Origin of the sequence: Streptomyces sp. NPDC048258, assembly GCF_043201995.1 — a bacterium.
Taxonomy (GTDB): Bacteria; Actinomycetota; Actinomycetes; order Streptomycetales; family Streptomycetaceae; genus Streptomyces.
Window position 1 is genome coordinate 539,759 of the sequence record NZ_JBICZH010000002.1, and the last position, 26,425, is coordinate 566,183.

Consider the following 26,425-nt stretch of genomic DNA (forward strand, 5'->3'; position numbering starts at 1 on the left):
AGTGGCCGCTGAACCGTGGAAGAACTTCGCGGAAGCGGCCACCGTGCCTCAGACCCGCGCGCAGACCTCTCGCTACCCGCGAGAGGTTTTTTCGTTTCCCGGCCCATCCCTGCCGGGACCGGCCTGCGCGCGATGATGGGGGCAGTGGATCCCGGGTATCCGGAAACCACTCATCCGACAGGAGTCAGATCAGCATGACGACGACACCAGAGGCGGCAACTGTGCGCTCAGGGGGCCTGGACGACAGCTTCCACGTCTTCGACACCACGCTGCGCGACGGCGCCCAGCGCGAGGGCATCAACCTCACGGTCGCCGACAAGCTGACGATCGCCCGTCACCTGGACGAGTTCGGGGTGGGTTTCATCGAGGGCGGCTGGCCGGGCGCCAACCCCCGGGACACCGAGTTCTTCGCCCGCGCCCGCGCCGAGATCGACTTCAAGAACGCGCAGCTGGTCGCCTTCGGCGCGACCCGCCGGGCAGGCGGCTCGGCCGCCGCGGACCCGCAGGTGCGGGCCCTGCTGGAGTCCGGCGCCCCGGTCATCACGCTCGTCGCCAAGTCCCACGACCGCCACGTCGAACTCGCCCTGCGCACCACCCTGGACGAGAACCTGGAGATGGTCCGGGACACGGTCTCCTACCTGGTCGCCCAGGGCCGCCGGGTCTTCGTCGACTGCGAGCACTTCTTCGACGGATACCGCGCCAACGCCGAGTACGCGAAGTCCGTCGTACGCGCCGCCCACGAGGCCGGCGCCGATGTCGTCATCCTCTGCGACACCAACGGCGGCATGCTGCCCGCCCAGGTGACGGCGACGGTCGCGACCGTCCTCGCCGACACCGGCGCGCGCCTGGGCATCCACGCCCAGGACGACACCGGCTGCGCCGTCGCCAACACCCTGGCAGCCGTGGACGCGGGCGCCACCCACGTCCAGTGCACGGCGAACGGCTACGGCGAACGCGTGGGCAACGCCAACCTCTTCCCCGTCGTCGCCGCCCTGGAGATCAAGTACGGCCGCAAGGTGCTCCCCGAGGGCGCGCTCGCCGAGATGACCCGGATCTCGCACGCGATCGCCGAGGTCGTCAACCTCACGCCCTCCACGCACCAGCCGTACGTCGGCGTCTCCGCCTTCGCGCACAAGGCGGGCCTGCACGCCTCGGCCATCAAGGTCGACCCGGACCTCTACCAGCACATCGACCCCGAGCGGGTCGGCAACACCATGCGGATGCTGGTATCCGACATGGCCGGGCGCGCCTCCATCGAGCTCAAGGGCAAGGAGCTCGGCGTCGAGCTGGGCGGGGACCGGGCGCTGATCTCCCGGGTCGTGGAGCGGGTCAAGGAGCGGGAGCTCCAGGGCTACACGTACGAGGCCGCCGACGCCTCCTTCGAGCTGCTACTGCGCGCCGAGGCCGAGGGCCGGGCCCGCAAGTACTTCCGCATCGAGTCCTGGCGGGCGATCGTCGAGGACCGCCCGGACGGCACCCACGCCAACGAGGCCACGGTCAAGCTGTGGGCCAAGGGCGAGCGGATCGTCGCGACGGCGGAGGGCAACGGCCCGGTCAACGCGCTGGACCGGGCGCTGCGGGTGGCGCTGGAGCGGTTCTACCCGCAGCTCGCCAAGTTCGAGCTGGTGGACTACAAGGTCCGCATCCTGGAGGGCAAGCACGGCACGGAGTCGACGACCCGCGTGCTGGTCGCCACGACGGACGGCGTCCGCGAGTGGTCCACGGTCGGCGTGGCCCCGAACGTGATCGCGGCGTCCTGGCAGGCCCTGGAGGACGCCTTCACGTACGGCCTCCTCCACGCGGGCGTGGAACCGGCCGAGTAGCCGCGGCCGCCGGCACGTGTCGGCGCGGGGCGCCGGCGGGCCCGGACGGGCTTATGTCCAGCTCACACAGGAAAATCCTGGTTCGGGTAGCGTCGTGGGTATGAGGACCAGGCTTATCTCAGTTCGCTGTGGATCGCTGCTGGCCGGTCTGCTGCTGGCCCTGTCGGGGACCGCCCTGGTGGCCGCCCCGCAGGCGTCGGCCGCCACCGGGGTCGCCGCCGTGGGTGAGGCCCTCAAGGAGGGCCCCGTCTACGTCGACCCGCGAGCGGAGTCGCAGCTGCCCAAGGCGGACGCGGACGCGCTCGCGCAGAAGATCAAGGACGCCGGGAAGCCGGTCTTCGTCGCCGTGCTGCCGGCCACTGCCGAGTTCCCGCAGGACAAGGTGCTCAGCGCCGTCCGCGCCGAGACCGGGATCACCGGGCTCTACGCGATCCGGCTCGGCGACGGTTTCAACGCCGGCGCCGACAGGGCGGTCATGCCGACCAACGCCGTACGCAATCTCACCGAGGCCGTGAAGACCGGCACGCCGGTGGACGCGAGCACGCAGCTCAACAACTTCGTGGACCAGGCCCTGAGCCAGGCGAAGGGCAGCGCCCCGGCCTCCTGGGGCAGCGTCGGTGACGAGCAGGGCGCCCCGGTCGGCGGCCTGATCACCCTCGGCGTGGTGGCCGCGGTCGGCGGCGGCGGCGCGTACGCGCTGGTCCGCCGCAACCGGAAGAAGAAGGAAGAGGTTCGGCGCGAGGCCATCGAGCGGCTCAGCGTGGTCGTCGACGAGGACATCACGGCCTTCGGCGAGGAACTCGACCGCCTCGACTTCCACCCCGGTGAGCCCGGCGCCGACGACGCCATGCGCAAGGACTACGAGCAGGGGCTCGACTCGTACGAGAAGGCGAAGCAGATCATGGCCTCCGTGCAGCGGCCCGAGGAGGTCCAGGGCGTGACCGAGGCGCTGGAGGACGGCCGCTACGCCCTGGCCTGCCTGGACGCGCGCCGGCAGCGGCGGCCGGTGCCCGAGCGCCGCTCGCCCTGCTTCTTCGACCCGCGGCACGGGCCGAGCACCGAGGACGCCGCGTGGGCCCCGGCCGGCGGGGCCGCCCGTACCGTGCCGGTCTGCACGGCGGACGCCGTCCGGCTGAGGGACGGCCTGGACCCGGCGGTCCGCACGGTCGACACCGAGTACGGCCGGCGCCCGTACTACGACGCGGGCCCGGCGTACGGCCCCTGGGCGGGCGGCTACTTCGGCGGCGGCATCCTGCCCGGCCTGCTCATGGGCACGATGCTCGGTTCGATGATGTCCAGCCCCGCCTACGCCTCGGACTTCGGCGGCGGCATGGGCGGCGGGTACGACGGCGGGGACGTCTCGGGGGCCGACTTCAACCCGTCCGACTTCGGCGGCGGTGACTTCGGCGGCGGTGGCGGCTTCGACGGCGGGGGCGGCTTCTGACCTCGCCCCATGGCCCTGGGGCCATGCGGGACCCCCACCGGGGTTCCGCCCCCGGCCGGTCAGGCCTGCTTGATGGCCGAGATGTCGAAGGACAGCTTCACCTTGTCGCTGACCATGACACCGCCGGCCTCCAGCGCCGCGTTCCAGGTCAGGCCCCAGTCGGAGCGCAGGATCTCGGCGGAGCCCTCGAAGCCGACGCGCTCGTTGCCGTAGACGTCCGTGGCGGAGCCGGCGAACTCCAGGTCGATGGAGAGCGGCCGCGTGACGTCCTTGATCGTCAGCTCGCCCGTGATGCGGTACGTGTCGCTGCCGAGCCGGGCCGCCCCGGTGGAGCGGAACGTCATCAGCGGGAAGGCCTCGGCGTCGAAGAAGTCGCCGCTCCGCAGGTGGGCGTCGCGGTCGGCGATCCCGGTGTTGACCGAGGCGATCTTCACGTCGATGGCGGCGGTGGAGCGGGACGGGTCGCCGCCGTCCAGGTGCAGGGTGCCCTCGTGCTCGGCGAAGCTGCCGCGGACGTTGGTCACCATGGCGTGGCGGACGGTGAAGCCGATGCTGCTGTGGCCGGCGTCGATGACGTAGTCGCCGGTGAGGGCGGCGAGGGCCGGGTCCACTTCGAGCGTGGCGACGGCGGCGTGGGACCCCTGGACGGATGCGGTCTGGTTGCGGCGGGTGAAGAGACCCATGGCTTCCTCCTCGGTAGTGATGTTCGTTGAACTTTCAACGAGATTGACGCTAGACCCATTCCGTTTAAATTTCAACTTCTAGGCGGGGTGTCATGCCGATTTGTGGAGGAGTGACAAAGGACGATGGCCCCCGCTGGTGGACTCGGCACATCCCCGAACCGTTCTGTGCGGGCCGGACAGCTGATGACACCGGAGACTGTGTGGAATCAACGGAGGTTTTTGACCCCGCGCTTCGTAAGGTCGGTACATGACCGTTGTGGACCAGACCCCGAGCGAGCCGACGGACGCCCGTGGGCGCGTGGCCGAGCTGCACTCCCTGCGCGAGCAGGCGCGGCGCGGCCCCAGTGACCGCGCGACCGAGACCCAGCACGCCAAGGGCAAGCTGACCGCCCGCGAGCGCATCGCGCTGCTCCTCGATGAAGGCTCCTTCAAGGAGGTCGAGCAGCTCCGCCGCCACCGCGCCACGGGCTTCGGCCTGGAGGGCAAGAAGCCCTACACCGACGGTGTCATCACCGGCTGGGGCACGGTCGAGGGCCGCACGGTCTTCGTCTACGCGCACGACTTCCGCATCTTCGGCGGTGCCCTGGGCGAGGCCCACGCCACGAAGATCCACAAGATCATGGACATGGCCATCGCGGCCGGTGCTCCGCTGGTCTCCCTGAACGACGGCGCCGGCGCCCGTATCCAGGAGGGCGTCTCCGCCCTCGCCGGCTACGGCGGCATCTTCCAGCGCAACACCAAGGCCTCGGGCGTCATCCCGCAGATCTCGGTCATGCTGGGCCCGTGCGCCGGCGGCGCCGCGTACTCCCCGGCCCTCACGGACTTCGTGTTCATGGTCCGGGACACCTCGCAGATGTTCATCACCGGCCCGGACGTGGTCCGCGCGGTGACCGGCGAGGAGATCACCCAGAACGGCCTCGGCGGCGCGGACGTGCACGCCGAGACCTCGGGCGTCGCGCACTTCGCGTACGACGACGAGGAGACCTGCATCTCCGAGGTCCGCTACCTCATCTCGATGCTGCCCTCCAACAACCGCGAGAACCCGCCCGTCCACGAGACGAGCGACCCGGCGGACCGCCGCAGCGAGGTCCTGCTGGACCTGGTGCCCGCCGACGGCAACCGCCCGTACGACATGCTCAAGGTCATCGAGGAGATCGTCGACGAGGGCGACGTCCTGGAGATCCACGAGCGCTGGGCCCGCAACATCATCTGCGCCCTGGCCCGGATGAACGGCCAGGTCGTCGGCATCGTCGCCAACCAGCCCGGCCACCTCGCCGGTGTCCTGGACATCGAGGCCTCCGAGAAGGCCGCGCGCTTCGTCCAGATGTGCGACGCCTTCAACATCCCGATCGTCACCCTGCTGGACGTCCCCGGCTTCCTGCCGGGCGTCGACCAGGAGCACGGCGGCATCATCCGCCACGGCGCCAAGCTGCTGTACGCGTACTGCAACGCCACCGTCCCGCGGATCTCGCTGATCCTGCGCAAGGCCTACGGCGGCGCGTACATCGTCATGGACTCCCAGTCCATCGGCGCCGACCTCACCTACGCCTGGCCCACCAACGAGATCGCCGTCATGGGCGCCGAGGGCGCGGCCAACGTCATCTTCCGCAAGCAGATCGCGGACGCCGAGGACCCCGAGGCCATGCGCGTGCGCATGGTCAAGGAGTACAAGGCCGAGCTGATGCACCCGTACTACGCGGCCGAGCGCGGCCTCGTGGACGACGTCATCGACCCCGCCGAGACCCGCGAGGTCCTCGTCAGCGCCCTCGCGATGCTCCGCAACAAGCACGCCGACCTGCCGTCCCGCAAGCACGGCAACCCGCCGCAGTAAGGAGACAAGCCACCGATGAGCACCGACATGCTGCTGCGCGTCGAGAAGGGCAACGCCGAGCCGGAGGAGCTGGCCGCGATCACCGCGATCCTGCTCGCCCGCGCCGCCGCCGCCCCCGAGGACACCGCGGTCCCCGCCGGCCGCTCCCAGGCCGGCTGGCGCCGCCTGGAGCGCACCCCGGGCTTCCGCGCCCCGCACAGCTGGCAGGGCTGAGCCCCGAGCCCCACGCAAGGCCCCGTACCCGACAGGGTGCGGGGCCTTCGCGCGTCCCCGCCTCACACGGCGCGCAGCGCGGCGCGCGGCACACCGCACACCGCACACCGCATACGGCGAAGGCCCCCGCGTCAGGGACACGGGGGCCTTACGGCTGTTCGGTGGCGGCCGCTACCGCAGGCGGGCCATGAGGGCGTGCTCGACGAGCGTGATGAGCGCGCTCTTGGCGTCCGCGCGGTGGCGGGCGTCGGTGGTGATGATGGGGGCGTCCGGGCCGATCTGCAGGGCCTCGCGGACTTCCTCCGGGGTGTAGGCCTGGTTCCCGTCGAAGCCGTTGAGGGCCACGACGAACGGCAGGCCGCTGTTCTCGAAGTAGTCGACGGCGGGGAAGCAGTCGGCGAGCCGGCGCGTGTCCACGAGCACGACGGCGCCGATGGCACCGCGCACCAGGTCGTCCCACATGAACCAGAAGCGGTCCTGGCCCGGCGTACCGAAGAGGTACAGGATCAGGTCCTGGTCCAGCGTGATGCGGCCGAAGTCCATCGCGACCGTGGTGGTCGTCTTGTCACCGGTGTGGGTGAGGTCGTCGATGCCGGCGGAGGCGCTGGTCATGACGGCTTCGGTGCGCAGCGGGTTGATCTCGGAGACCGCGCCCACGAACGTGGTCTTGCCCACGCCGAAGCCGCCCGCCACCACGATCTTCGCGGAGGTGGTGGAGCGGGCGGGAGCCGCTCCGCCGTTAGAGCTTGCGAAGTCCACTGAGCACCCTTTCGAGCAGTGTCACATCTGGCTGGCCGCCGGCAGACTCATCGCCGCCGGGCTGGTGAATGGCGACAAGGCCCGCTTCCGCCAGGTCGGCGACGAGGATGCGGGCGACACCAAGAGGAATGGAGAGGAGTGCCGAGATCTCCGCGACGGATTTGATCTCCTGGCACAGACGGCAGATGCGCTGGTGCTCGGGCAATTGCCCTTGCAGTCGCGCGGGATCGGCCGTGGTACTGACCAGCGCCTCGATGGCGAGCTGGTAGCGCGGCCGAGTACGGCCGCCGGTCATCGCGTACGGACGCACCAGCGGGTTGTGCGCCTTCGGCGCCGGCTGCCGCACGGCACGCGGAGGCTGCTGCTGCGGAGGCACGTGCGGCTGCCCGTACGGCTGCTGCGGCTGGCCGTACGGCGGCTGCTGCTGGTAGGGGTTGTGCTCCGGCACGGGCCGGCTGGGGGAGGAGGGGAAGTTGAAGCGGTTCTGGTCGTGCCCACCCTGCGGCTGCTGCGCGCCGCCATAAGGATGTCCTCCGGGTGTTGTCACGTTTCCTCCTCCGACTCCAAGTACGCAGTACTCCCTGTGGAACCGCGCCACCGCACCCTATGGTGCGATGGCGCGAAACGCACTGCCTGTCTGCTAGTTGAGAAGACTTCCCTGCAGCTCGGCGCGCAGGTCCGGGGTGAGGACACTGCCCGCGCGATCCACCAGAAGGGCCATCTCGTAGCCTACGAGGCCGATGTCGCACTCGGGGTGCGCGAGCACCGCGAGCGAAGATCCGTCCGAGACGGACATGAGGAAAAGGAATCCCCGGTCCATCTCGACCACGGTCTGGTTGACGGCGCCACCCTCGAAGATGCGGGAGGCTCCGGCGGTCAGCGAGGTCAGACCGGAGGCCACGGCCGCCAGCTGATCGGCGCGGTCGCGCGGAAACCCGTCGGACATCGCCAGAAGGAGTCCGTCGGCGGAGACCACCACGGTGTGGGACACCCCAGGGGTGTTGTCCACGAAGTTGGTGATCAACCAGTTCAGGTTCTGTGCCGCCTGGCTCATCGGGCTCACACTAACGCTCCTGGTCATAGCTGTTACTTGACTGCTCAGAACCCGCGCTGCGTCCCTGCTGGACACCGCGCCGCAGGTTGCTCAACCTGCCGCGGACGTCCTCCGGTGCGCGGGAGACCTGGGGGCCGCCCTGCGGGGTCGTCTCCGCCGCGCCCTCGACCAGGTTGGCCTTGGGCACCCGCCGAGGGAGACCGGACGGGGTGACCCCGCCCGCCTTCGGCTCACGGAGTTTGGCGGCCTGCTGCCAGCGCTCGTCATTGCCCGAACGCCAGCCCGTGCTGCCTTCCTTCGCCTCCGGCGCCCGCTCCGTCTCAGCGGGCTGCTGCTGACGCTGCGGCCGCTGCTCGAAGAGGGATCCGGTGGACTCCGCTTCCTGCTGTGCCGGCTGCCACTGCTGCTGGCTGCCGCGGCGCGGCAGGCCCGCTCCGGTCATCTGGTGACCGGTGTCGGAAGCGGCGCCCGGACGGTCGAAGCCTACGCGGTCCGCGGCCCGTTCGGGGACGGCGGGGGATTCCGATTCGGTCCCGTAATCCTGCTGGTAGCCGGCCGGATACGTGTTCTGACCGGGCCACTCGGCTTGTCCCGACTGGGATTCGTACCCGTTGTCGTAGCCCTGGCCGGTCTGCCGGCCGTCCTCGTAGCCGGCTTCCGGATAGGCGTAGCCCTGCTGCGGGTAGGCGTCGAAGCCCTGCTGACCCTGCTGGGCCTCGTACGAGCTGTCGTAGCCCTGCTCGGGCTGCTGCTCGTAGCCCTGGTACGGCTGGTACCCGTGCTCAGGCTGAGGTTCCGGATACTCCTGCGCAGCGTGGTCGGCGTACTCCTGCTCGTCCTGCCCGTAGGAGGCCTGGGCCTTCAGCGCGGCCCGCCGCTCCTCGGCGAGGAGCGAGCGCCCGACCGGGTCGAGCTGGGCGTCGCCGCCCTGCTGGTCGTAGCGGGAGTCGTCGAAACCGAGCTCGGCGGCCGTACGCAGCGGCGCCTGCAGCTGGGCCTTCTGCTCCGGGATGATCGAGGAGACCGTGAAGTCGTCGTCCGGTATGCCCTCTCCACCACCACCGTGGGTGATGGCGTCGGGAAGCATGACCAGCGAGGTGGTGCCGGCCGCCTCGCCCGAGGGGCGCAGCTGGACGCGGATGCTGTGGCGGTCCGCCAGCCGGCCGACCACGAACAGACCCATGCGCTGCGAGATCGCGGCGTCCACGGTCGGCGGGTTGGCCAGCTTGTGGTTGATGTCCGCGAAGTCCTCGGCGGTCAGGCCGATGCCCTTGTCGTGGATCTCGACCATCACGCGGCCGTCCGGCAGACGGGTCGCGTTGACGCGGACCTTGGTCTGGGGGGAGGAGAACGTGGTGGCGTTCTCCAGGAGCTCGGCGAGCAGGTGCACGAGGTCGGTCACGGCCTGGCCGTGGATCTCGGCGTCGGAGACGCCGGAGAGCTCGATGCGCTCGTACTGCTCCACCTCGGAGGAGGCGGCGCGCAGGACGTCGACGAGGGGCACCGGCTGGTCCCAGCGGCGGCCCGGCTCCTCACCCGCGAGGATGAGGAGGTTCTCGCCGTTGCGGCGCATACGGGTGGCCAGGTGGTCCAGGCGGAAGAGGTTCTCCAGCTGGTCCGGGTCCGCCTCGTTGTTCTCCAGGTCGGTGATGAGGGTCAGCTGGCCCTCGATCAGGGACTGGTTGCGCATCGAGAGGTTGGTGAAGATCGCGTTGACGTTCCCTCGCAGGAGCGCCTGCTCGGCGGCGAGCCGGACCGCTTCCCGGTGGACCTGGTCGAAGGCACGGGCGACCTCGCCGATCTCGTCCTGGGAGTCGATCGGGATCGGGTGGACGCGGGTGTCCACCTTGCCCGGGTCGGTGCGCGAGAGCTGGTCGACGAGCATCGGCAGGCGCTGCTCGGCGATGTCGAAGGCGGCGGAGCGCAGGCGGCGCATCGCGCGGCCCATCTGGCGGGCCATGAGACCGGCCAGGATGAAGGCCGCGAGCAGGGACACGACCACGATGGCGCCGTTGGTGATGGCGTCCGTGCGGGCCTCGTCGGAGACCGCGACGGCGTCCTTGACGGCCTTGTCGAGGAGTTCCTTCTCGATCTCGTCGTAGCCGTCGAACTTCGCGGTGGCCGCGGCCTGCCAGAACTGGGGCGTGGTGCCGTTGGCGGCCAGCTTGGTCTTGTTCTCGCCGCTGGCTATCGCCTCGGTCATGCCGGTCAGCGCCGACTTGTTGACCACGGGCGGGGGCACGAAGCGGACGCCGGCCTGCTCGGCCTGGCGCTTGGCCTCGGCGAGCTTGGCGGCCCCCTCGTCGGACTTCTTCTGCATGACCTCGCGGAGGCGGTTCACGTCCTCCTCGGTGCCCGCGGCGACGTACTCGCCCTGGGCGATCTCTTCGAGGTAGGCGTACGAGGAGAACGCGACGAGCTGGGCCTTGCGGATGTCCTCGTTGGTGCTCGGGCGGACCAGCAGGTGGGTGCCGACGGAGCGCTGCAGCGAGTTCGCCGCCTTGGCCAGCTGGATCGCGTAGACCATGCGGCCGTACGAGGTCACGTTGCCGGTGCCGAGGCCGAGCTCGTTGGCGAACTGCATGAGGTAGTGCTGGACCAGCACATAGCCCTCTTCGGTCGGGATGGGCCCGAACGCCGTGGGGGGGTTCTTCTTGGGGCTCTCGGCCGCGGCCAGGTACGCCTTCTCGCGGACGAGCTTCAGGTTCGGCTCCTCCGCGCGGAAGAGGTCCAGACGCCGTTCCATGCCCTGGTTCTTCGGCATGTCCTGGACGACCTTGTCGAACTTCACCTTGGCCGCGTCGGTCGCGCCGCGGGCCTTGGTGACGATCTCGCTGTTGGCGTTTCCGCTCAGCAGCGGCTCCGCCGTGAGGTCACGCTCGTTGAGCAGCGCCTGGCCGTATTCCGAGGCGGCCTGGACGACCCTGGCTATCTGCTCGGCGTCCTTGGCCTCGTTCCAGGTGTCGACGGATCCCTTCACCTGGAAGCCGCCCATGACCAGCCCGACGAGGGCGGGCACGAGCAGGATGGCGTTCAGACGGGTCGGCACACGCCAGTTGCGGGGGGAGAACCTGCTGGTGCTCCCACTGCTCACGGGTGGTTCCACGGGCACGTCTACGGGCGACGCGGCCGCTCGCGGCGGCGGGGTGAAGTTGCCGCGCGCGGGTTCATCCGCGGGGCTTGCGATGCTTCGCCTCACTCGACCAACAACCTTCCGGCGGTGCTACTAGCTAGTTCGTTGAATTCCAGCACGGTTAACGGCCGTGTTCCAAACAGTTGAAACCGGCCATTCCCAGAGCCTTATGCCCCACGTAAATCGGACATAAAGAGCTTCCTGCGGCAAAAATAGGGGGAGTTGTGCGCGTAGGGGCACCAACCGAACGCACCCCGTGGCCAACTGGCGGCAATTGTCTGTCGAAACGTTATGAACCAAGAGGGCGGGCCGTGTCCTATGACACAGCCCGCCCTCTCACGTTGTGAAGAACCCGTGGGACTTGAGTGGTGCCGCTTGAGCCGGGCTGCCGGTGTGGTGTTACTTGAGACGCGCCATGAGGGCGTGCTCGACGAGCGTGATGAGCGCGCTCTTGGCGTCCGCGCGGTGGCGGGCGTCGGTGGTGATGATGGGGGCGCCAGGGCCGATCTGCAGGGCCTCGCGGACTTCCTCGGGGGTGTACGGCTGGTGTCCCTCGAAGCCGTTGAGGGCCACGACGAAAGGCAGGCCGCTGTTCTCGAAGTAGTCGACGGCGGGGAAGCAGTCGGCGAGCCGGCGCGTGTCCACGAGCACGATCGCCCCGATGGCACCACGGACCAGGTCGTCCCACATGAACCAGAAGCGGTCCTGGCCCGGCGTACCGAAGAGGTACAGGATCAGGTCCTGGTCCAGGGTGATGCGGCCGAAGTCCATCGCGACGGTCGTGGTCGTCTTGTCACCGGTGTGCGTGAGGTCGTCGATCCCCGCGCTCGCGGAGGTCATGACCGCTTCGGTACGCAGCGGGTTGATCTCGGACACGGCTCCGACGAACGTGGTCTTGCCCACGCCGAAGCCGCCCGCCACCACGATCTTCGCGGAGGTGGTGGAGCGGGGAGCCGCTCCACCGCTAGATGTTCCGAAGGCCACTGAGCACCCTTTCGAGCAGCGTTACATCCGGCGTGCCGCCGGCCTCTCCATTGCCCGGCTGGTGGATGGCCACCATTCCGGCCTCCGCCAGGTCGGCGACGAGGATCCGGGCGACACCGAGCGGCATCGACAGCAGTGCGGAGACCTCGGCGACCGACTTGACCTCGCGGCACAAGGTGCAGATGCGCTGGTGCTCGGGGAGCAGGCCGGACAGGTGCATCGGATCGGCGGTGGTGCTGACCAGGGCCTCGATGGCGAGCTGGTAGCGGGGCCGGGTCCGGCCACCGGTCATCGCGTACGGACGCACCAGCGGCTGGTCGCCTTCCGAGTACGAGTCTCCGTACGCATCGGGGTAGGCGGGGGGCGGGGTCATTGATCCTCCGGGCTGGACAGCAGTGGTCAGCGTGCCGTCTGACGGGGCGGCCGGTGGGGGGACGGTATGACGGCCTGTCGGTGGTACTGGGTTCCGGGGCCGGGGCCCCGGTCCCCCGGCCGGCAGTACCGTCCGGCCGGGAGTGGGGAAGTCAGCTGAGCAGGCTGCCCTGCAGTTCCGCGCGCAGGTCCGGGGTGAGGACGCTGCCGGCACGGTCCACGAGGAGGGCCATCTCGTAGCCGACGAGGCCGATGTCGCACTCGGGGTGCGCCAGTACGGCGAGGGAGGACCCGTCGGAGACCGACATGAGGAAGAGGAATCCCCGGTCCATCTCCACCACGGTCTGGTTGACGGCGCCACCCTCGAAGATGCGGGAGGCTCCGGCGGTCAGCGAGGTCAGTCCGGAGGCCACGGCCGCCAGCTGATCGGCGCGGTCGCGGGGGAAACCTTCGGACATCGCCAGAAGGAGTCCGTCGGCGGAGACCACCACGGTGTGGGACACCCCAGGGGTGTTGTCCACGAAGTTGGTGATCAACCAGTTCAGGTTCTGTGCCGCCTGGCTCATCGAACTCAACTATCGCTCCTGCTGGTAAGTGGGGTCGATGTGGTAACTGCCGGTTGCCGGACCACTGTTGCCGGCCTGGCGGCCCTGCTGGATACCGCGTCGGAGGTTGGTCAGACGGCCGCGGACGTCGTCCGGCGCCCGCGAGACCTGCGGACCGGCCTGCGCGTCGGCCTGCTGCTGCGCCGTGCCGGCCACGAGGTTCGCCCGCGGGACCCGGCGGGGCAGCCCCGAGGTCGTGATGCCGCCGGCGGCGGGCTGGCGCACGCGCTCGGCCTGCCGCATCAGCTCGTCGTTCGGAGACGACTTCCAGCTGACGGTCGGCATGCTGCCGGTCGCCGCGGGCTCGGCCGCGTGCTCCTGGCCGCGCTGCGGCAGGTGCTGCTGCGGAGCCGGGGCGGACTGCTGCGGCTGCCGGCCCTGCTGGGGTGTCGCCGTTGCCGGTGCCTGCGCGGGGGGCTGCTGCCCCTCCTCGCGGAACCAGTTCGACTCCAGCGTGTCGAAGATCGGGCTGCGGGCGTCGCCGGAGCTCCCCGCCGGCGGCAGCGCCTCGGGCCGGTGGGCCTGCGGCAGGCCGGGAGCCTCCGTGCGCCGGGGCGGTACGGGGGCGTACCCGCCGCCCTGCTGCGGAGCCTGCGGCTGCTGGTACTGCTGCTGCTGAGGCTGCTGCGGGGCCTGGGGCTGGCGGGCGAAGCCGCCGACACCGGGGCCGCCGGGACGCTGGGGCTGGTAGCCGCCGGGGCGCTCGAACTGCCCGGTGGCCGACGGGTCCAGGGGGCCCCGTACGTCCGGACGCTCGAACTGACCGGTGGTGCTGCCCAGGTTGTCCGCCTGGGGCATCGGGGCGTTGAAGTCCGGGCGGGGGAACTCGGAGGTCGAGCCGGGGCCCGAGAGCTCGTCGTGGCCGCGGGCCTGGTCGGCGCCCCAGCTGGTGGTCTGCGGACCGGGGAGCTCGGGGCGGGGGGCGCCACCGCGCGGCGGCAGCTGCGGCCGCGCGCCGCGGGAAGCCGGAGCCGCGGGGGCGGCCGGCGGCTGCTGACGCTGCTGCGGAGCCTGCTGGTTCTGCGGAGCCTGCTGGGGCTGCTGGTTCTGCTGGGGACGCTCGAAGCCGTTGCCCTGCGGGAGTCCGCCCTGCCCGGAAGCGGACGGCCCGGAAGCGGAGGGCGCGGACACCGGACGGGCCTGCGGGCCGCGGCCCGGCAGCGGAGCACCGCCGCCGAAGCCGCCCTGGCCCTGACCCGTGGTCGTCTGACCCGCCTGCGGGCGGCCGCCGGGAGCACCCGGGCCGCCCTGCGGGCGCTGCTGGCCGGGGCCGCCGTCGCGTCCCGGCAGGGCGGCACGCTGACCGCTGCCGGAGACCTGGCCGCGCTGCGGAGCCGCGCCGACGGGCGGACGTGCGCCCGCACCCGGCCCGGAAGCCTGGCCACCGCCCGGGCCGCCCTGAGCGCCACCGGGGCCGCCCTGACCGCCCTGGCCCGCCATCGGAGCCGGCTTCTTGCCGCCCTGGGCGACATCCACCGGAAGCATGACGAGGGCCGTGGTGCCGCCCGAGTCGGAGGGACGCAGCTGGATGCGGATGCCGTGTCGCAGGGACAGGCGGCCGACCACGAACAGGCCCATGCGTCGGGAGACGGAGACGTCCACGGTCGGCGGCGACGCGAGCCGCTCGTTGATCGCGGCGAGGTCCTCGGGGGAGAGGCCGATACCGGTGTCGTGGATCTCGACGAGCACGCGGCCGTCGGGCAGCGCGTGACCGGTGACCTTGACCTTGGTCTGCGGGGAGGAGAACGAGGTGGCGTTCTCCAGCAGCTCGGCGAGGAGGTGCACGAGGTCGTTGACGACGCGGCCGGCGACATCGGTGCCGGGCACCGACGCCAGCTCGATGCGCTCGTACTGCTCCACCTCGGACGCGGCGGCACGGAGCACGTCGACGAGCGGGACGGGGCGGGTCCACCGGCGGCCCGGCTCCTCGCCCGCGAGGACGAGGAGGTTTTCGCCGTTACGGCGCATGCGGGTCGCGAGGTGGTCGAGCCGGAAGAGGGAGGACAGCTGGTCCGGGTCGGCCTCGCGCGACTCCAGCTCGGAGATGAGCGAGAGCTGGCGCTGGATGAGGCCCTGCGAGCGGCGCGAGAGGTTGGTGAACATCGCGTTGACGTTGCCCCGGAGGAGGGCCTGCTCGGCGGCGAGGCGGACGGCCTCGCGGTGCACGTCGTCGAAGGCCGCGGCCACCTGGCCGATCTCGTCGCGGGTGTGCAGGCCGACGGACTCCACGGACGTGTCCACGTCCTGCGGGTCGGACTCGGACAGCTGCTTGACGAGCTCGGGGAGCCGGTCCTGGGCGACGCGCGTCGCGGTGTCCTGCAGGCGGCGCAGCGAGCGGATCATCGAGCGGGCCATGACGAAGGCGCCGACGAGGGAGACACCGAGGACGAGGAGGATCAGGGCACCGTTGATGATGGCGTCCTGCTGCGACTCGTTCTTGAGCTCGCGGGCCTTCTGCTCCATGTCCTCGAGCAGGGTCAGCTCGATGACCTTCATCGCCTGGAGCTTGGTGTCGTCGGCGTCGTACCAGTCCATCCAGGACCGGTTCTTCTCCTTGAGGAACTGGTCCTTGGTGCTCAGGACGCGGCGCGCGTAGTGGTCGGCGGTGCCGATCTCCGTGTTGCCGTCGCCGAGCGACGCGAGGAGCTCCTCGGACTTGCCCTGGTAGACGAGTTCGAAGGTCTTCTTGGACTGCTGCTCGCCCTTGAGCGCGGACAGGGCGTACAGACGGTCGTTCTCCTTCAGCTCGCCCTGCCTCTCGGCGCTGTCGGGGAGCGAGGCGGCGATGATCGCGCGCTGGACGGACGCGTACTCCTTGGCGGCGGAGAAGGCCGCCAGGGCGCGCGTGCGCTTGATCATCTCCGGGCTGGAGGTGGCCTGCGCCATGTCCTGGGAGAGCGAGAGCAGCGAGACGATCAGGCTGTTGTACTCGGTGACCGTCTGCTGGGCGCCGTTCGCGTACGCCTTGCTGCGGATGTCCTCGATGAGGGTGAGCTGGCGGCCGATCTGCAGGATGTTGTTGCGGATCGACTTGAGCGTCTCGTCCTTGTCCTCCGTGCTGTCGACCTTGTCGGTCGCGGCGGTGAAGGCCTTGGCGGCGGCGTCGGTGGTGTCACGGACGTTCGTGACGGTGCTGTTGGGCTTTCCCGCCGCACCCGGGACCGACAGAGGACCCGCGGACTTGTCGCGCTCCTCCTGGAGCGCGGCGGCCAGGTTGGTGGCCTGCCGGGTCATCGTCGTCAGCAGCTGCATGTGCTCCAGCTGCGCGATGTCGTTGAGCGAGTCGTTGATGCGGACGCCACCGAGCGTGGTGGCGGCGACGACCGGCAGGGTCAGCAGCGACACCAGTCGCGTGCTGATGCGCCAGTTCTGCATGGCGAGACGGGAACCGGGCCCACTGGGGGCCTTCGGTATCGCCACGTCCTGCTCGACCGACCCGGCCTTGGCCTTGGCGGCCTTGACGGACTTCCCTCGGCCCTTCGCCTTCACCGTGGCGGAGGAGTCGGGGCCTGCGCCTTCGACAGCCGGCCCGCGGTTCTGGGCGTGCTGGGGCGAGGAGCCACGGTCGGTCCCGCCGCGCGGCTCCTGCTCCGCCGCAGCGCTGCCATCCCTCTTGAATCGTCCCTGCACTAGCGTCGCAACCTCTGGACCAGGCGTCCCGCCGGGCGACCGGTGGGACGGTGTCGAGTCGTGGGGCACTAACGGCCCCATGGTGGTCGTCGGTGACCGGCGCGTCTCCCTCTCCTTGCCACCGCGCTCGGCGCTGTGTCGCGCCACCTGCGCGCCGGCTGATTCCCGCGGCGGTCCCGCGAATTCCAGCACAGTGGGGGATCTCCAACAAGGTGCGAGCACCGGCTCGGAGAGTCGGCTACGGCTCGTGACGGGGGCGCTACAGCACGTGCGACTGCTTTCGGGGTAAACCGGACTTACATCATCCAAACACCGCGGCTGGCAAGGTGTCCCAGTCGAGATGATCAGGAGCGGAATGGCGCATTCAGTGGCGCAATGTCCGTTTCGCGAGGTGAAGTTGGCTGTCCGTTATGCCGGTAATGCCTGGTCAGTGGTGAGCAAACTCACATAGCCGTGGCCATTACTTCCCGGTTCGGTGGGGGATTCAGATGTTTAGCCTTGCCCCTTAAAGGGTTGGCGCACGTCGCCGACCGACCACACCACGAGCGAGCCGAGGGCCCGAAACTCCGATGAAGACGACGACGATGTTCCGCAACATAGCCAACCCCCGCCGCACGACCCTCGCGCACCTCAAGGACGCGGAGGACCTGCAGGCGGCCCCGGCCACCCCGGAGCACGCCGTCGAGCTGCCGACGCAGACCGCCAACCCGCGGCGCACGATCCTGATGGACGCGCCCGTGGCGGCCGCCGCGCAGTAGCCCCGGCCAAAAGAGAGCGAAGCGCCACTGCCCGCCGCGTTAGCCTGGAGCCGCAGACTCCAGCCAGCGGAAATACAGAGGGGCAGACGCAACACGTGCGCATCGCCAGGTTCTCGATCGACGGCAATGTCGCCTTCGGCGCGGTCGAGGGCAACGCCGCCCCCGGCGCCGAGGGAGAGCTCGTCCTCGACATCATCAAGGGCATCCCGTTCGCGGACTTCGAGCTCTCCGGTACGAAGGTCCCGCTCAGCAAGGTCCGGCTGCTGCCGCCCGTGCTCCCGAACAAGGTCGTGGCCATCGGCCGCAACTACGCGGAGCACGCGGCGGAGCTCGGCAACGAGGTCCCCGAGGCCCCCATCACCTTCTTCAAGCCCTCCACCTCGGTGGTCGGCCCGGGCGACCCGATCACGTACCCCTCCTTCTCCCAGGACCTCCACCACGAGGCGGAGCTCGCCGTGGTCATCGGCCGCATGTGCCGCGAGGTCCCGAAGGAGCGCGTCAAGGACGTGATCCTCGGCTACACCTGCGCCAACGACGTCACCGCGCGCGACGTCCAGCAGCGGGAGAAGCAGTGGGCCCGCGCCAAGGGCTTCGACAGCTCCTGCCCCCTCGGCCCCTGGATCGAGACCGACCTGGACCCGAGCGACCTCGCCATCCAGTGCACGGTCAACGGCGAACAGCGTCAGCTGGGCCGCACCAGTGACATGGTCCGCTCCATCGAGGACCTGATCGTCCACATCACCGAGGCCATGACGCTGCTCCCGGGCGACGTCATCCTCACGGGGACCCCGGCCGGAGTCGGCCCCCTCAACGTCGGCGACGAGGTCGCCGTCACCATCGAAGGCATCGGCACTCTCACCAACAAGGTGATCAAGCGTGGCTAACGCGAACGTCCGCGTACGTTTCTGTCCCTCCCCGACCGGCAACCCCCACGTGGGCCTGGTCCGGACGGCCCTCTTCAACTGGGCGTTCGCCCGCCACCACGGCGGTACGTTCGTCTTCCGCATCGAGGACACCGACGCGGCCCGCGACTCCGAGGAGTCGTACGAGCAGCTGCTCGACTCGCTGCGCTGGCTCGGCTTCACCTGGGACGAGGGCCCCGAGGTCGGCGGCCCGCACGCCCCGTACCGCCAGTCCCAGCGCATGGACATCTACGCGGACGTCGCCCAGCGGCTGCGCGATGGCGGTTACGCGTACGACTGCTACTGCACCACCGAGGAGCTGGACGCGCGCCGCGCCGCCGCCCGCGCGGCCGGCAAGCCCTCCGGTTACGACGGCCACTGCCGCGAGCTGACCACCGTGCAGCTGGAGGCGTACCAGGGCGAGCACCGCCCCTCGATCGTCCGCTTCCGGATGCCCGACGAGCCGATCACCTTCACCGACCTGGTCCGCGGCGAGCTGACCTTCACCCCGGAGAACGTGCCGGACTTCGGCATCCTGCGGGCCAACGGCGCCCCCCTGTACACGCTGGTCAACCCGGTCGACGACGCGCTGATGCAGATCACGCACGTGCTGCGCGGCGAGGACCTGCTGTCCTCCACCCCGCGCCAGATCGCGCTCTACAAGGCGCTGATGGAGCTCGGCATCGCCACCGGCGTCCCGGAGTTCGGCCACCTGCCGTACGTGATGGGCGAGGGCAACAAGAAGCTCTCCAAGCGGGACCCCGAGTCCTCGCTCAACCTGTACCGCGAGCGCGGCTTCCTCCCCGAGGGCCTGCTGAACTACCTCTCGCTCCTCGGCTGGTCCTTCTCCAAGGACCAGGACATCTTCTCGATCGAGGAGATGGTGGCGAAGTTCGACATCCCGGACGTCAACGCGAACCCGGCCCGCTTCGACATCAAGAAGGCGGAGGCGATCAACGCCGACCACATCCGCCTGCTCGACCCGAAGGCCTTCGCGGACGCCTGCACCCCGTGGCTCCGGGCCCCGCACGCCAACTGGGCGCCCGAGGACTTCGACGCCGAGGCCTGGGCGCGCATCGCCCCGTACGCCCAGACCCGTGTGACCGTCCTGTCGGACATCACGGCCAACGTCGACTTCCTGTTCCTGAAGGAGCCGGTCTTCGACCAGCCCTCGTGGGACAAGGCGATGAAGGGCGAGCCGGCGGCGCTGCTCACCACCGCGCGCGAGACCCTCCAGGCCGCCGACTGGTCGGACCCGGAGTCCCTCAAGCAGGCCGTCCTGACCGCCGGCGAGGCCCACGGCCTCAAGCTCGGCAAGGCCCAGGCTCCGGTGCGCGTGGCCGTCACCGGCCGCACCGTCGGCCTGCCGCTCTTCGAGTCCCTGGAGATCCTGGGCAAGGAGAGGTCCCTGGCCCGCATCGACGCGGCCCTGGCCAGGCTCGCCGCTTAGGCGGCACCAGTACCCGTAGTCCCGCAGGGGGCGGCGGCCGGATCTCCGGCCGCCGCCCCCTGCGGCGTTCCCGGCGGCAGTTCGCGATCTTTCTTTCCCGTCCCGCCCACGGGGGACGGACGTCCGGCGTAGGCTCGGCCCCATGCCGATCCGCGCCGTGCTGTGGGACATCGACGACACCCTCTTCGACTACACGGGGGCCGACGCCGCCGGGCTCGCGCGCCAGCTGGAGTCCGACGGGATCGCAAAGCGGTACGGGACCGCCGCGCAGGCGCTGGCGCTGTGGCGGCGGATCACCGACCGGCACTGGGCGCGCTTCGCCGCCGGCGAGGGCACCTTCCAGGGGCAGCGCCAGGAGCGGGTGCGGGAGTTCCTCGGGGAGCCCGGGATGACGGCCGACGAGGCGGACGCCTGGTTCGACCGGTACATCGAGCACTACAAGACCGCCTGGTCCGTCTTCCCCGACGTGGTGCCCGCGCTGGACGCCCTCGCCGCCGACTACCGGCACGGGGTGCTCTCCAACTCCTCCACCGTCAACCAGGACCCCAAGCTGCGTGACCTCGGCCTGCGCGACCGCTTCGAAGTGCTGGTCTGCGCCGTCGAGCTCGGGGTCAGCAAGCCCGAGGCCGGGGCCTTCCTGGCCGCCTGCGAGGCGATGGCGCTGCCGCCGGGCGAGGTGGCGTACGTGGGTGACCAGCCGGAGATCGACGCGCGCGGGGCACGGGACGCCGGACTGCTGGCGATCTGGCTCGACCGCGACGGCCGCCGTGGGGACGGGCCCGACGGCGTGCACCGCATCGCCGGACTTGAGGGACTCCCGGAGCTGCTGGCACGGGATACCCGTTTTGGAGCACGGTCAGGCATCCGGTAATGTTCTTTCTGCGCCGCCGGAGCGGGCCGAAAGGCCGGACGGGGGCAACACCAAAGAAAGAAAACCCCGCAGGGGGTTGACTTTTGGTGGGGTATAGTGTAATTGGCAACACGAGGGTTTCTGGTTCCCTTATTCTAGGTTCGAGTCCTGGTACCCCAGCGCAGTGCAGTAGTAACGCAGTGCTTTGCCCCCGTTGTGTAGCGGCCTAGCACGCCGCCCTCTCAAGGCGGTAGCGCCGGTTCGAATCCGGTCGGGGGTACAGATCCTTCCCGCGAGATCTCCAGGGTCGCACCCGGACGTCTTGATGCAGGATCGCTAGGGCCCCCGTTGTGTAGCGGCCTAGCACGCCGCCCTCTCAAGGCGGTAGCGCCGGTTCGAATCCGGTCGGGGGTACTGTTGGTCTGGTCTAGACCACTTTGGGCTATAGTGTAATTGGCAACACGAGGGTTTCTGGTTCCCTTATTCTAGGTTCGAGTCCTGGTAGCCCAGCGCAGTAACAGCAGCACCAGCTAGCCCCCGTTGTGTAGCGGCCTAGCACGCCGCCCTCTCAAGGCGGTAGCGCCGGTTCGAATCCGGTCGGGGGTACGCATCGAAGAGGCCCTCCGCGTTCATCGCGGAGGGCCTCTTCGTCGTTCGCGCCGACGTGGGCGCAGGCGTTTGCGGCGACGTAAGTACGGGCCCGGAGGCGCGTGTTCGGACGTGTGCGGCGTCGTACGCGCCCCCGGGCCCGGGGGTTGAGAAAGGGGCAGGTCAGGTCAGCCGGAGCGGCGCAGCGCCTCCGTGAGGCGGGCGGCCGCGTCGATGACGGCCTGGGCGTGCATCCGGCCCGGGTGGCGGGTCAGGCGCTCGATCGGCCCGGAGACCGACACCGAGGCCACCACGCGGTTCGACGGCCCGCGCACCGGCGCCGAGACGGAGGCCACACCGGGCTCCCGCTCGCCGATCGACTGCGCCCAGCCGCGGCGCCGTACGCCCGAGAGCGCCGTCGCCGTGAAGCGCGCGCCCTGCAGGCCGCGGTGGAGCCGCTCGGGCTCCTCCCAGGCCATCAGGATCTGCGCGGCCGAGCCCGCCTTCATGGGCAGCGTGGAGCCCACCGGGACGGTGTCCCGGAGGCCCGACAGCCGCTCGGCGGCCGCCACGCAGATACGCATGTCGCCCTGACGGCGGTAGAGCTGCGCGCTCTCGCCCGTCACGTCACGGAGGTGGGTGAGCACCGGTCCGGCCGTGGCCAGCAGGCGGTCCTCGCCGGCCGCGGCGGCGAGCTCCGCCAGCCGCGGTCCGAGGATGAACCGGCCCTGCATGTCCCTCGCCACCATCCGGTGGTGTTCCAGTGCCACGGCAAGGCGATGTGCCGTGGGTCGTGCGAGCCCTGTCGCCGCGACCAGCCCGGCGAGGGTGGCCGGACCGGACTCCAGTGCGCTCAATACCAGAGCTGCCTTGTCGAGAACGCCGACGCCGCTAGAGTTGTCCATGAAACGATATTCACGTCTCACACTGTGAAACGCAAGTTCAAATTTTCCAAGAAACAGCGAGTCTGTATGTACGGGTCCACGAACCAATGGGTCCGGGACGGTGAGCCGGAGGGAAAGCGATGGGTAGGACACTCGCGGAGAAGGTCTGGGACGACCATGTCGTCCGGCGCGCCGAAGGCGAGCCCGACCTCCTCTTCATCGATCTGCACCTGCTGCACGAGGTGACCAGCCCCCAGGCCTTCGAGGGCCTGCGCCAGGCCGGCCGCAAGGTCCGACGCCTCGATCTCACCATCGCGACCGAGGACCACAACACCCCCACCCTGGACATCGACAAGCCGATCGCGGACCCGGTCTCCCGGGCCCAGCTTGAGACGCTGCGCAAGAACTGCTCCGAGTTCGGCGTACGGCTGCACTCGCTCGGCGACGTCGAGCAGGGCGTCGTCCACGTCGTGGGACCGCAGCTGGGCCTGACCCAGCCCGGCACCACCGTGGTCTGCGGTGACTCCCACACCTCCACGCACGGCGCCTTCGGCGCGCTGGCCTTCGGCATCGGCACCAGCCAGGTCGAGCACGTGCTGGCCACCCAGACGCTGCCGCTGGCCCGCCCGAAGACGATGGCGATCACCGTTACCGGCGCGCTGGCCGAGGGTGTCACCGCGAAGGACCTGATCCTGGCGATCATCGCCAAGATCGGTACCGGCGGCGGCCAGGGGTACATCCTGGAATACCGCGGCGAGGCCGTCGAGCAGCTGTCGATGGAAGCCCGCATGACCATCTGCAACATGTCGATCGAGGCCGGCGCCCGCGCGGGCATGATCGCCCCCGACCAGACCACCTTCGACTACCTGGAGGGCCGTGACCACGCCCCGAAGGGCGAGGAGTGGGACGCGGCGGTCGCGTACTGGAAGACGCTGCGCACCGACGACGACGCGGTCTTCGACGCCGAGGTCGTCATCGACGGTACGACGCTGGCCCCGTTCGTCACCTGGGGCACCAACCCGGGCCAGGGCGCGCCGCTCTCGGCCAACGTCCCCGACCCCGCTTCGTACGAGGACGCTTCGGAGCGCCACGCCGCCGAAAAGGCCCTGGAGTACATGGGGTTGACCGCCGGACAGCCGCTGCGCGACATCAAGGTCGACACCGTCTTCGTAGGTTCCTGCACCAACGGCCGCATCGAGGACCTGCGCGCCGTCGCCGGGATCATCGAGGGCCGCAAAGTCGCCGACGGCGTACGGATGCTGGTCGTCCCCGGCTCGGTCCGGGTCGCCCTGCAGGCCGTGGCAGAGGGCCTGGACAAGGTCTTCACGGAGGCCGGCGCCGAATGGCGGCACGCGGGCTGCTCGATGTGTCTGGGCATGAACCCCGACCAACTGGCCCCTGGTGAGCGCTCCGCGTCCACCTCCAACCGCAACTTCGAGGGCCGCCAGGGCAAGGGCGGGCGCACGCACCTGGTCTCCCCGCAGGTGGCCGCCGCCACCGCGGTACTGGGCCATCTGGCCTCGCCCGCCGACCTGTCCGCCGCCCACGCGACCGCCGGAGTCTGAGAACCATGGAAGCCTTCACCACCCACACCGGCCGGGCCGTACCGCTGCGCCGCAGCAACGTCGACACCGACCAGATCATCCCGGCCCACTGGCTGAAGAAGATCACCCGCGACGGGTTCGAGGACGGACTCTTCGAGGCCTGGCGCAAGGACCCGGAGTTCATCACCAACCGCCCGGAGCGCGCCGGCGCGACCGTACTGGTCGCCGGCCCCGACTTCGGCACCGGTTCCTCGCGCGAGCACGCCGTCTGGGCCCTGCAGAACTTCGGCTTCAAGGCGGTCATCTCCTCCCGCTTCGCCGACATCTTCCGCGGGAACTCGCTGAAGAACGGCCTGCTGACCGTCCTCCTGCCCCAGGAGACCGTCGACCGGCTGTGGAAGCTGACCGAGGCCGACCCCACCGCCGAGATCACCGTCGACCTGGTCGACCGCCAGGTGCGGGCGGAAGGCATCGAGGCGGAGTTCGAACTCGACGACAACGCCCGATGGAGGCTGCTGGAGGGGCTGGACGACATCTCGCTCACCCTTCAGAACGAAGCGGACATCGCCACGTACGAAAGCGCCCGACCGGGCTTCAAGCCGCGCACGATTCAGGCCTGATTCCAGCCTGATCAGCGCTTATTCACCTTTGGGTGATCACATCGACAACACTGTGCCCCCCACCGGATGGTGGGGGGCACAGCTGTGTGTTGAGGCCCCGTGAGGCGACAACTCGCCCCAGATGGCACAATCTGTGCATGGAACGCGACAGTCAACTTGAGCTCTACGAACTCGTCGCGGACCGGTTGAAAGAAGCACACACAAGGGTTCGCTCACTGCAAGTCCCGGAGGGCGTAAGGATGGCGCTGTCCCGGAAGCTGTTGGTCGTCACGGCCGTGGCGAAGCACGATCTCGCCGATGCGGCAAGGCGCCTGGACAGGTTGATGAAGGACCTCGACGAGGGTCGATTCCCTGAAGGCGACTGATGCGAAGGAACTCCGTAACGGCCTACAGCGTTGCGGCACTAGGGTGATTAGCCCGTTTCGTGTTTGATTTGCGGTATATATCCGCCTAACGTGCGAAATAAGCTTGAACACATTCGTTCTGGCGAAGTCTCCGAAGGGGAAGACGTTGAACAAGGCGCAGCTCGTAGAAGCGATTGCCGACAAGCTGGGCGGCCGTCAGCAGGCCGCGGACGCTGTCGACGCGGTACTGGACGCCATTGTCCGCGCTACCGTCGCGGGCGACCGGGTCTCGGTCACGGGCTTCGGCTCGTTCGAGAAGGTCGACCGTCCGGCCCGTTACGCCCGCAACCCGCAGACCGGAGAACGCGTCCGGGTCAAGAAGACCTCGGTGCCCCGCTTCCGTGCGGGCCAGGGGTTCAAGGACCTGGTCAGCGGCACCAAGAAGCTGCCCAAGGGCGGCGAGGTGTCGGTGAAGAAGGCGCCCAAGGGCAGCCTCACCGGTGGCGCTTCCGCGACGGTCAAGAAGGCCGCCGCGAAGAAGGCCACCACCGCCAAGAAGGCGGCGGCGAAGACCACGGTCGCGAAGAAGGCCGTCGCCAAGAAGACCACCGCGACCGCCAAGAAGGCGGCGGTGAAGAGCACGGCCACCGCCAAGAAGGCGACGGCCACGGCGAAGAAGGCCGCCACCGCCAAGAAGGCCACCCCGGCGGCGAAGAAGACCACCGCCACCGCGAAGAAGACCGCTCCGGCCGCCAAGAAGGCCACCGCAGCGACGAAGGCGCCCGCCAAGAAGACGGCGACGCGCAAGGCCACCGCGAAGAAGACCACCGCCCGCAAGAAGTAAGGGCACGAGTCACACACGCCGGGCCGGTTTCCCCGCCGGGGGAAACCGGCCCGCGGTGCGTTCTTCGCAGGTCAGAAGGCCAGAGGGGCAGAAGGCCAGACGTCAGAAGGTCTGCAGCGTGACCAGGGTGATCCGCAGGCTCGCGCCCTCGCCGTCCGTCTCGATCCGCACCCGCTGCCCGGGTCGCAGCAGCCGCAGGCCGCCCGCGTCGAAGGCCGGGGCCTCGAAGGGCACCGGGGTGCCGTCGTCCAGCAGCACACTGCCGCTGCGGGTCTGGGAGTCGTACGTGTACGCGGTCGCCTGCATACCGGCACTGTATCGGGCCGTGTGGGGCCCCACCCCGAGGGCGAGCGCCGTCCGCAGATCCCGCCCCGTGTCCACGTCCCGGCGCACGCTGTCCACTCCCGACAGGGCGATTTCCACCGCTCCCGACGCCGAATGCCTGGCCCGTGAGGGACCGCCGAACGAGGGTGCCAATTCCACGTCCGGAGCAGCGGAAAGCAAGGTCGTACCGATTCCGGCCGCATCCGCCAGAAATGCCCGGGGAAATGCCGAGGCGGTTTCGAGCACGCGTAGCAATTCGGGCGGCCGCAGCGCCGGCAGGTCCGCGTTCATCGCGGCCACCGCCGCCCGGGGCCGGCCCGCCCGTATCGCCCGCGCCCCGTGGGCCAGCGCCGCGTTGAGCCCGGCCCCCGGGGAGTCCGCGACGATCCGCGCGCCGAGGCGGGCCAGTTCCGCACCGGCCTCGGCGTCGTCCGTGACGACCACCACATCCGCGACCGCGGCGCAGGCCAGCGCCCCCGCCACGGTGTCCTGGGCGAAGGCGAGCGCGAGCCCCGGGCGGGAGGCGCCCACGGCCGTCGCGAGACGGCTCTTGGCCACCGCCAGAGGCTTCAGCGGGACCACCAGGCTCCAGACGGCGTTCGTGACCGACCCCTTCCCTCCGGCGAGCTCCGGCACAACCACAGCCCATGGTCAGGTCATGGCCGGGTCATGCGTCGGCCCATTGTCCCCTCCGCCCCGGCAGCCCGGGGGTCCGGTGGCCTGAGCGGGGCGTACGGTGTTCTCGACAGAGACCGGGCCTGGGGCGACACTTGTCCGGCCGACGAG

General features: G+C 70.0%; 22 protein-coding genes, 5 tRNA genes and 1 pseudogene. 17 read left to right on the top strand and 11 right to left on the bottom strand.

Translation table 11 applies throughout. The features are described 5' to 3' along the window. Positions 1–194: 194 nt before the first annotated feature. Both cimA and ACGFYQ_RS06610 read left to right on the top strand, forming a co-directional pair. Positions 195–1,823, top strand: coding sequence for a citramalate synthase (gene cimA, locus ACGFYQ_RS06605; protein ID WP_393740604.1), 1,629 nt, complete (start codon positions 195–197; stop codon positions 1,821–1,823). 100 nt (positions 1,824–1,923) lie between these two features. Continuing rightward, positions 1,924–3,267, top strand: a complete 1,344-nt coding sequence (locus tag ACGFYQ_RS06610) for a hypothetical protein (RefSeq protein WP_393740606.1) — start codon at positions 1,924–1,926, stop codon at positions 3,265–3,267. A 59-nt stretch (positions 3,268–3,326) separates the two neighbouring features. Here the strand turns inward: ACGFYQ_RS06610 and ACGFYQ_RS06615 are convergent, their stop codons facing one another. Then, positions 3,327–3,950: a YceI family protein gene (locus ACGFYQ_RS06615; protein ID WP_393740608.1), complete on the bottom strand. Its 624-nt coding sequence runs from the start codon at positions 3,948–3,950 to the stop codon at positions 3,327–3,329. Positions 3,951–4,197: 247 nt separating this feature from the next. Between ACGFYQ_RS06615 and ACGFYQ_RS06620 the strand changes: the two genes are divergently transcribed. Both ACGFYQ_RS06620 and ACGFYQ_RS06625 read left to right on the top strand, forming a co-directional pair. Then, positions 4,198–5,781 carry an acyl-CoA carboxylase subunit beta gene (locus ACGFYQ_RS06620; protein WP_393740610.1) on the top strand — a complete coding sequence of 528 codons (1,584 nt, stop codon included), beginning with the start codon at positions 4,198–4,200 and terminating at the stop codon, positions 5,779–5,781. A 15-nt stretch (positions 5,782–5,796) separates the two neighbouring features. Then, the gene (locus tag ACGFYQ_RS06625) at positions 5,797–5,994 is read left to right on the top strand and encodes an acyl-CoA carboxylase subunit epsilon (protein ID WP_393740612.1); all 198 of its coding nucleotides are present in this window, start codon (positions 5,797–5,799) and stop codon (positions 5,992–5,994) included. Positions 5,995–6,165: 171 nt separating this feature from the next. Here the strand turns inward: ACGFYQ_RS06625 and ACGFYQ_RS06630 are convergent, their stop codons facing one another. The 8 genes from ACGFYQ_RS06630 to ACGFYQ_RS06665 form a co-directional block, all read right to left on the bottom strand. Beyond that, the gene (locus ACGFYQ_RS06630) at positions 6,166–6,753 is read right to left on the bottom strand and encodes an ATP/GTP-binding protein (protein WP_215149809.1); all 588 of its coding nucleotides are present in this window, start codon (positions 6,751–6,753) and stop codon (positions 6,166–6,168) included. Continuing rightward, on the bottom strand, positions 6,734–7,300 hold the full coding sequence (locus tag ACGFYQ_RS06635; RefSeq protein WP_393740615.1) for a DUF742 domain-containing protein: 567 nt from the start codon (positions 7,298–7,300) through the stop codon (positions 6,734–6,736). Before ACGFYQ_RS06635 ends, ACGFYQ_RS06630 begins: the two co-directional genes overlap by 20 nt. A gap of 93 nt (positions 7,301–7,393) precedes the next feature. After that, complete coding sequence (locus tag ACGFYQ_RS06640) at positions 7,394–7,807, bottom strand: roadblock/LC7 domain-containing protein (RefSeq protein ID WP_030037347.1); 414 nt, start codon at positions 7,805–7,807, stop codon at positions 7,394–7,396. A 10-nt stretch (positions 7,808–7,817) separates the two neighbouring features. Further along, positions 7,818–11,006 (bottom strand): nitrate- and nitrite sensing domain-containing protein, encoded by a 3,189-nt coding sequence (locus ACGFYQ_RS06645; protein ID WP_393740617.1) that lies wholly within the window; start codon positions 11,004–11,006, stop codon positions 7,818–7,820. Between the two features lie 333 nt (positions 11,007–11,339). After that, positions 11,340–11,924: an ATP/GTP-binding protein gene (locus tag ACGFYQ_RS06650; protein WP_328927838.1), complete on the bottom strand. Its 585-nt coding sequence runs from the start codon at positions 11,922–11,924 to the stop codon at positions 11,340–11,342. Next, entirely contained in the window at positions 11,905–12,297 is a 393-nt protein-coding gene (locus tag ACGFYQ_RS06655) for a DUF742 domain-containing protein (protein ID WP_030037344.1), read from the bottom strand. The genes ACGFYQ_RS06650 and ACGFYQ_RS06655 overlap by 20 nt, the downstream gene beginning before the upstream one ends. 151 nt (positions 12,298–12,448) lie before the next feature. Beyond that, complete coding sequence (locus ACGFYQ_RS06660) at positions 12,449–12,862, bottom strand: roadblock/LC7 domain-containing protein (RefSeq protein WP_150212026.1); 414 nt, start codon at positions 12,860–12,862, stop codon at positions 12,449–12,451. 9 nt (positions 12,863–12,871) lie between these two features. After that, positions 12,872–16,531 (bottom strand): nitrate- and nitrite sensing domain-containing protein, encoded by a 3,660-nt coding sequence (locus ACGFYQ_RS06665; RefSeq protein WP_393740620.1) that lies wholly within the window; start codon positions 16,529–16,531, stop codon positions 12,872–12,874. A gap of 569 nt (positions 16,532–17,100) precedes the next feature. On the opposite strand from ACGFYQ_RS06665, the gene ACGFYQ_RS06670 reads away from it, so the two are divergent. From ACGFYQ_RS06670 to ACGFYQ_RS06710, 9 genes are all read left to right on the top strand, one after another. Then, positions 17,101–17,289, top strand: coding sequence for a hypothetical protein (locus ACGFYQ_RS06670; RefSeq protein ID WP_362393999.1), 189 nt, complete (start codon positions 17,101–17,103; stop codon positions 17,287–17,289). Positions 17,290–17,384: 95 nt separating this feature from the next. After that, a complete protein-coding gene (locus tag ACGFYQ_RS06675) occupies positions 17,385–18,173 on the top strand; it encodes a fumarylacetoacetate hydrolase family protein (RefSeq protein WP_393740622.1) in 789 nt (262 codons plus the stop codon). After that, positions 18,166–19,641: a glutamate--tRNA ligase gene (gene gltX, locus ACGFYQ_RS06680; RefSeq protein WP_393740624.1), complete on the top strand. Its 1,476-nt coding sequence runs from the start codon at positions 18,166–18,168 to the stop codon at positions 19,639–19,641. The genes ACGFYQ_RS06675 and gltX overlap by 8 nt, the downstream gene beginning before the upstream one ends. Before the next feature lie 142 nt (positions 19,642–19,783). After that, the gene (locus ACGFYQ_RS06685) at positions 19,784–20,512 is read left to right on the top strand and encodes an HAD family hydrolase (protein ID WP_393740626.1); all 729 of its coding nucleotides are present in this window, start codon (positions 19,784–19,786) and stop codon (positions 20,510–20,512) included. Positions 20,513–20,599: 87 nt separating this feature from the next. Then, positions 20,600–20,671: transfer RNA gene (locus ACGFYQ_RS06690), tRNA-Gln, on the top strand. A gap of 27 nt (positions 20,672–20,698) precedes the next feature. Then, positions 20,699–20,771: transfer RNA gene (locus ACGFYQ_RS06695), tRNA-Glu, on the top strand. Positions 20,772–20,832: 61 nt separating this feature from the next. Then, positions 20,833–20,905 (top strand) — tRNA-Glu (locus ACGFYQ_RS06700). A 24-nt stretch (positions 20,906–20,929) separates the two neighbouring features. Further along, positions 20,930–21,001 (top strand) — tRNA-Gln (locus ACGFYQ_RS06705). 23 nt (positions 21,002–21,024) lie between these two features. Then, a tRNA-Glu gene (locus ACGFYQ_RS06710) sits at positions 21,025–21,097 on the top strand. A gap of 170 nt (positions 21,098–21,267) precedes the next feature. Here the strand turns inward: ACGFYQ_RS06710 and ndgR are convergent. Then, positions 21,268–21,984 (bottom strand): IclR family transcriptional regulator NdgR, encoded by a 717-nt coding sequence (gene ndgR, locus ACGFYQ_RS06715; RefSeq protein WP_007266782.1) that lies wholly within the window; start codon positions 21,982–21,984, stop codon positions 21,268–21,270. A 119-nt stretch (positions 21,985–22,103) separates the two neighbouring features. On the opposite strand from ndgR, the gene leuC reads away from it, so the two are divergent. The 4 genes from leuC to ACGFYQ_RS06735 all read left to right on the top strand — a co-directional run bounded on the left by leuC (position 22,104) and on the right by ACGFYQ_RS06735 (position 25,315). After that, positions 22,104–23,528, top strand: coding sequence for a 3-isopropylmalate dehydratase large subunit (leuC, locus tag ACGFYQ_RS06720; RefSeq protein ID WP_393740628.1), 1,425 nt, complete (start codon positions 22,104–22,106; stop codon positions 23,526–23,528). 5 nt (positions 23,529–23,533) lie between these two features. Then, complete coding sequence (leuD, locus tag ACGFYQ_RS06725; RefSeq protein ID WP_393740630.1) at positions 23,534–24,127, top strand: 3-isopropylmalate dehydratase small subunit; 594 nt, start codon at positions 23,534–23,536, stop codon at positions 24,125–24,127. Positions 24,128–24,264: 137 nt separating this feature from the next. Further along, entirely contained in the window at positions 24,265–24,492 is a 228-nt protein-coding gene (locus tag ACGFYQ_RS06730) for a hypothetical protein (RefSeq protein ID WP_385406642.1), read from the top strand. Positions 24,493–24,637: 145 nt separating this feature from the next. Continuing rightward, on the top strand, positions 24,638–25,315 hold the full coding sequence (locus ACGFYQ_RS06735) for an HU family DNA-binding protein (protein WP_393740633.1): 678 nt from the start codon (positions 24,638–24,640) through the stop codon (positions 25,313–25,315). A 303-nt stretch (positions 25,316–25,618) separates the two neighbouring features. Here ACGFYQ_RS06735 and cofC read toward each other — a convergent pair. Continuing rightward, a pseudogene (gene cofC / locus ACGFYQ_RS06740) lies at positions 25,619–26,275 on the bottom strand (2-phospho-L-lactate guanylyltransferase); the annotation flags it as partial. Positions 26,276–26,425 lie beyond the last annotated feature (150 nt).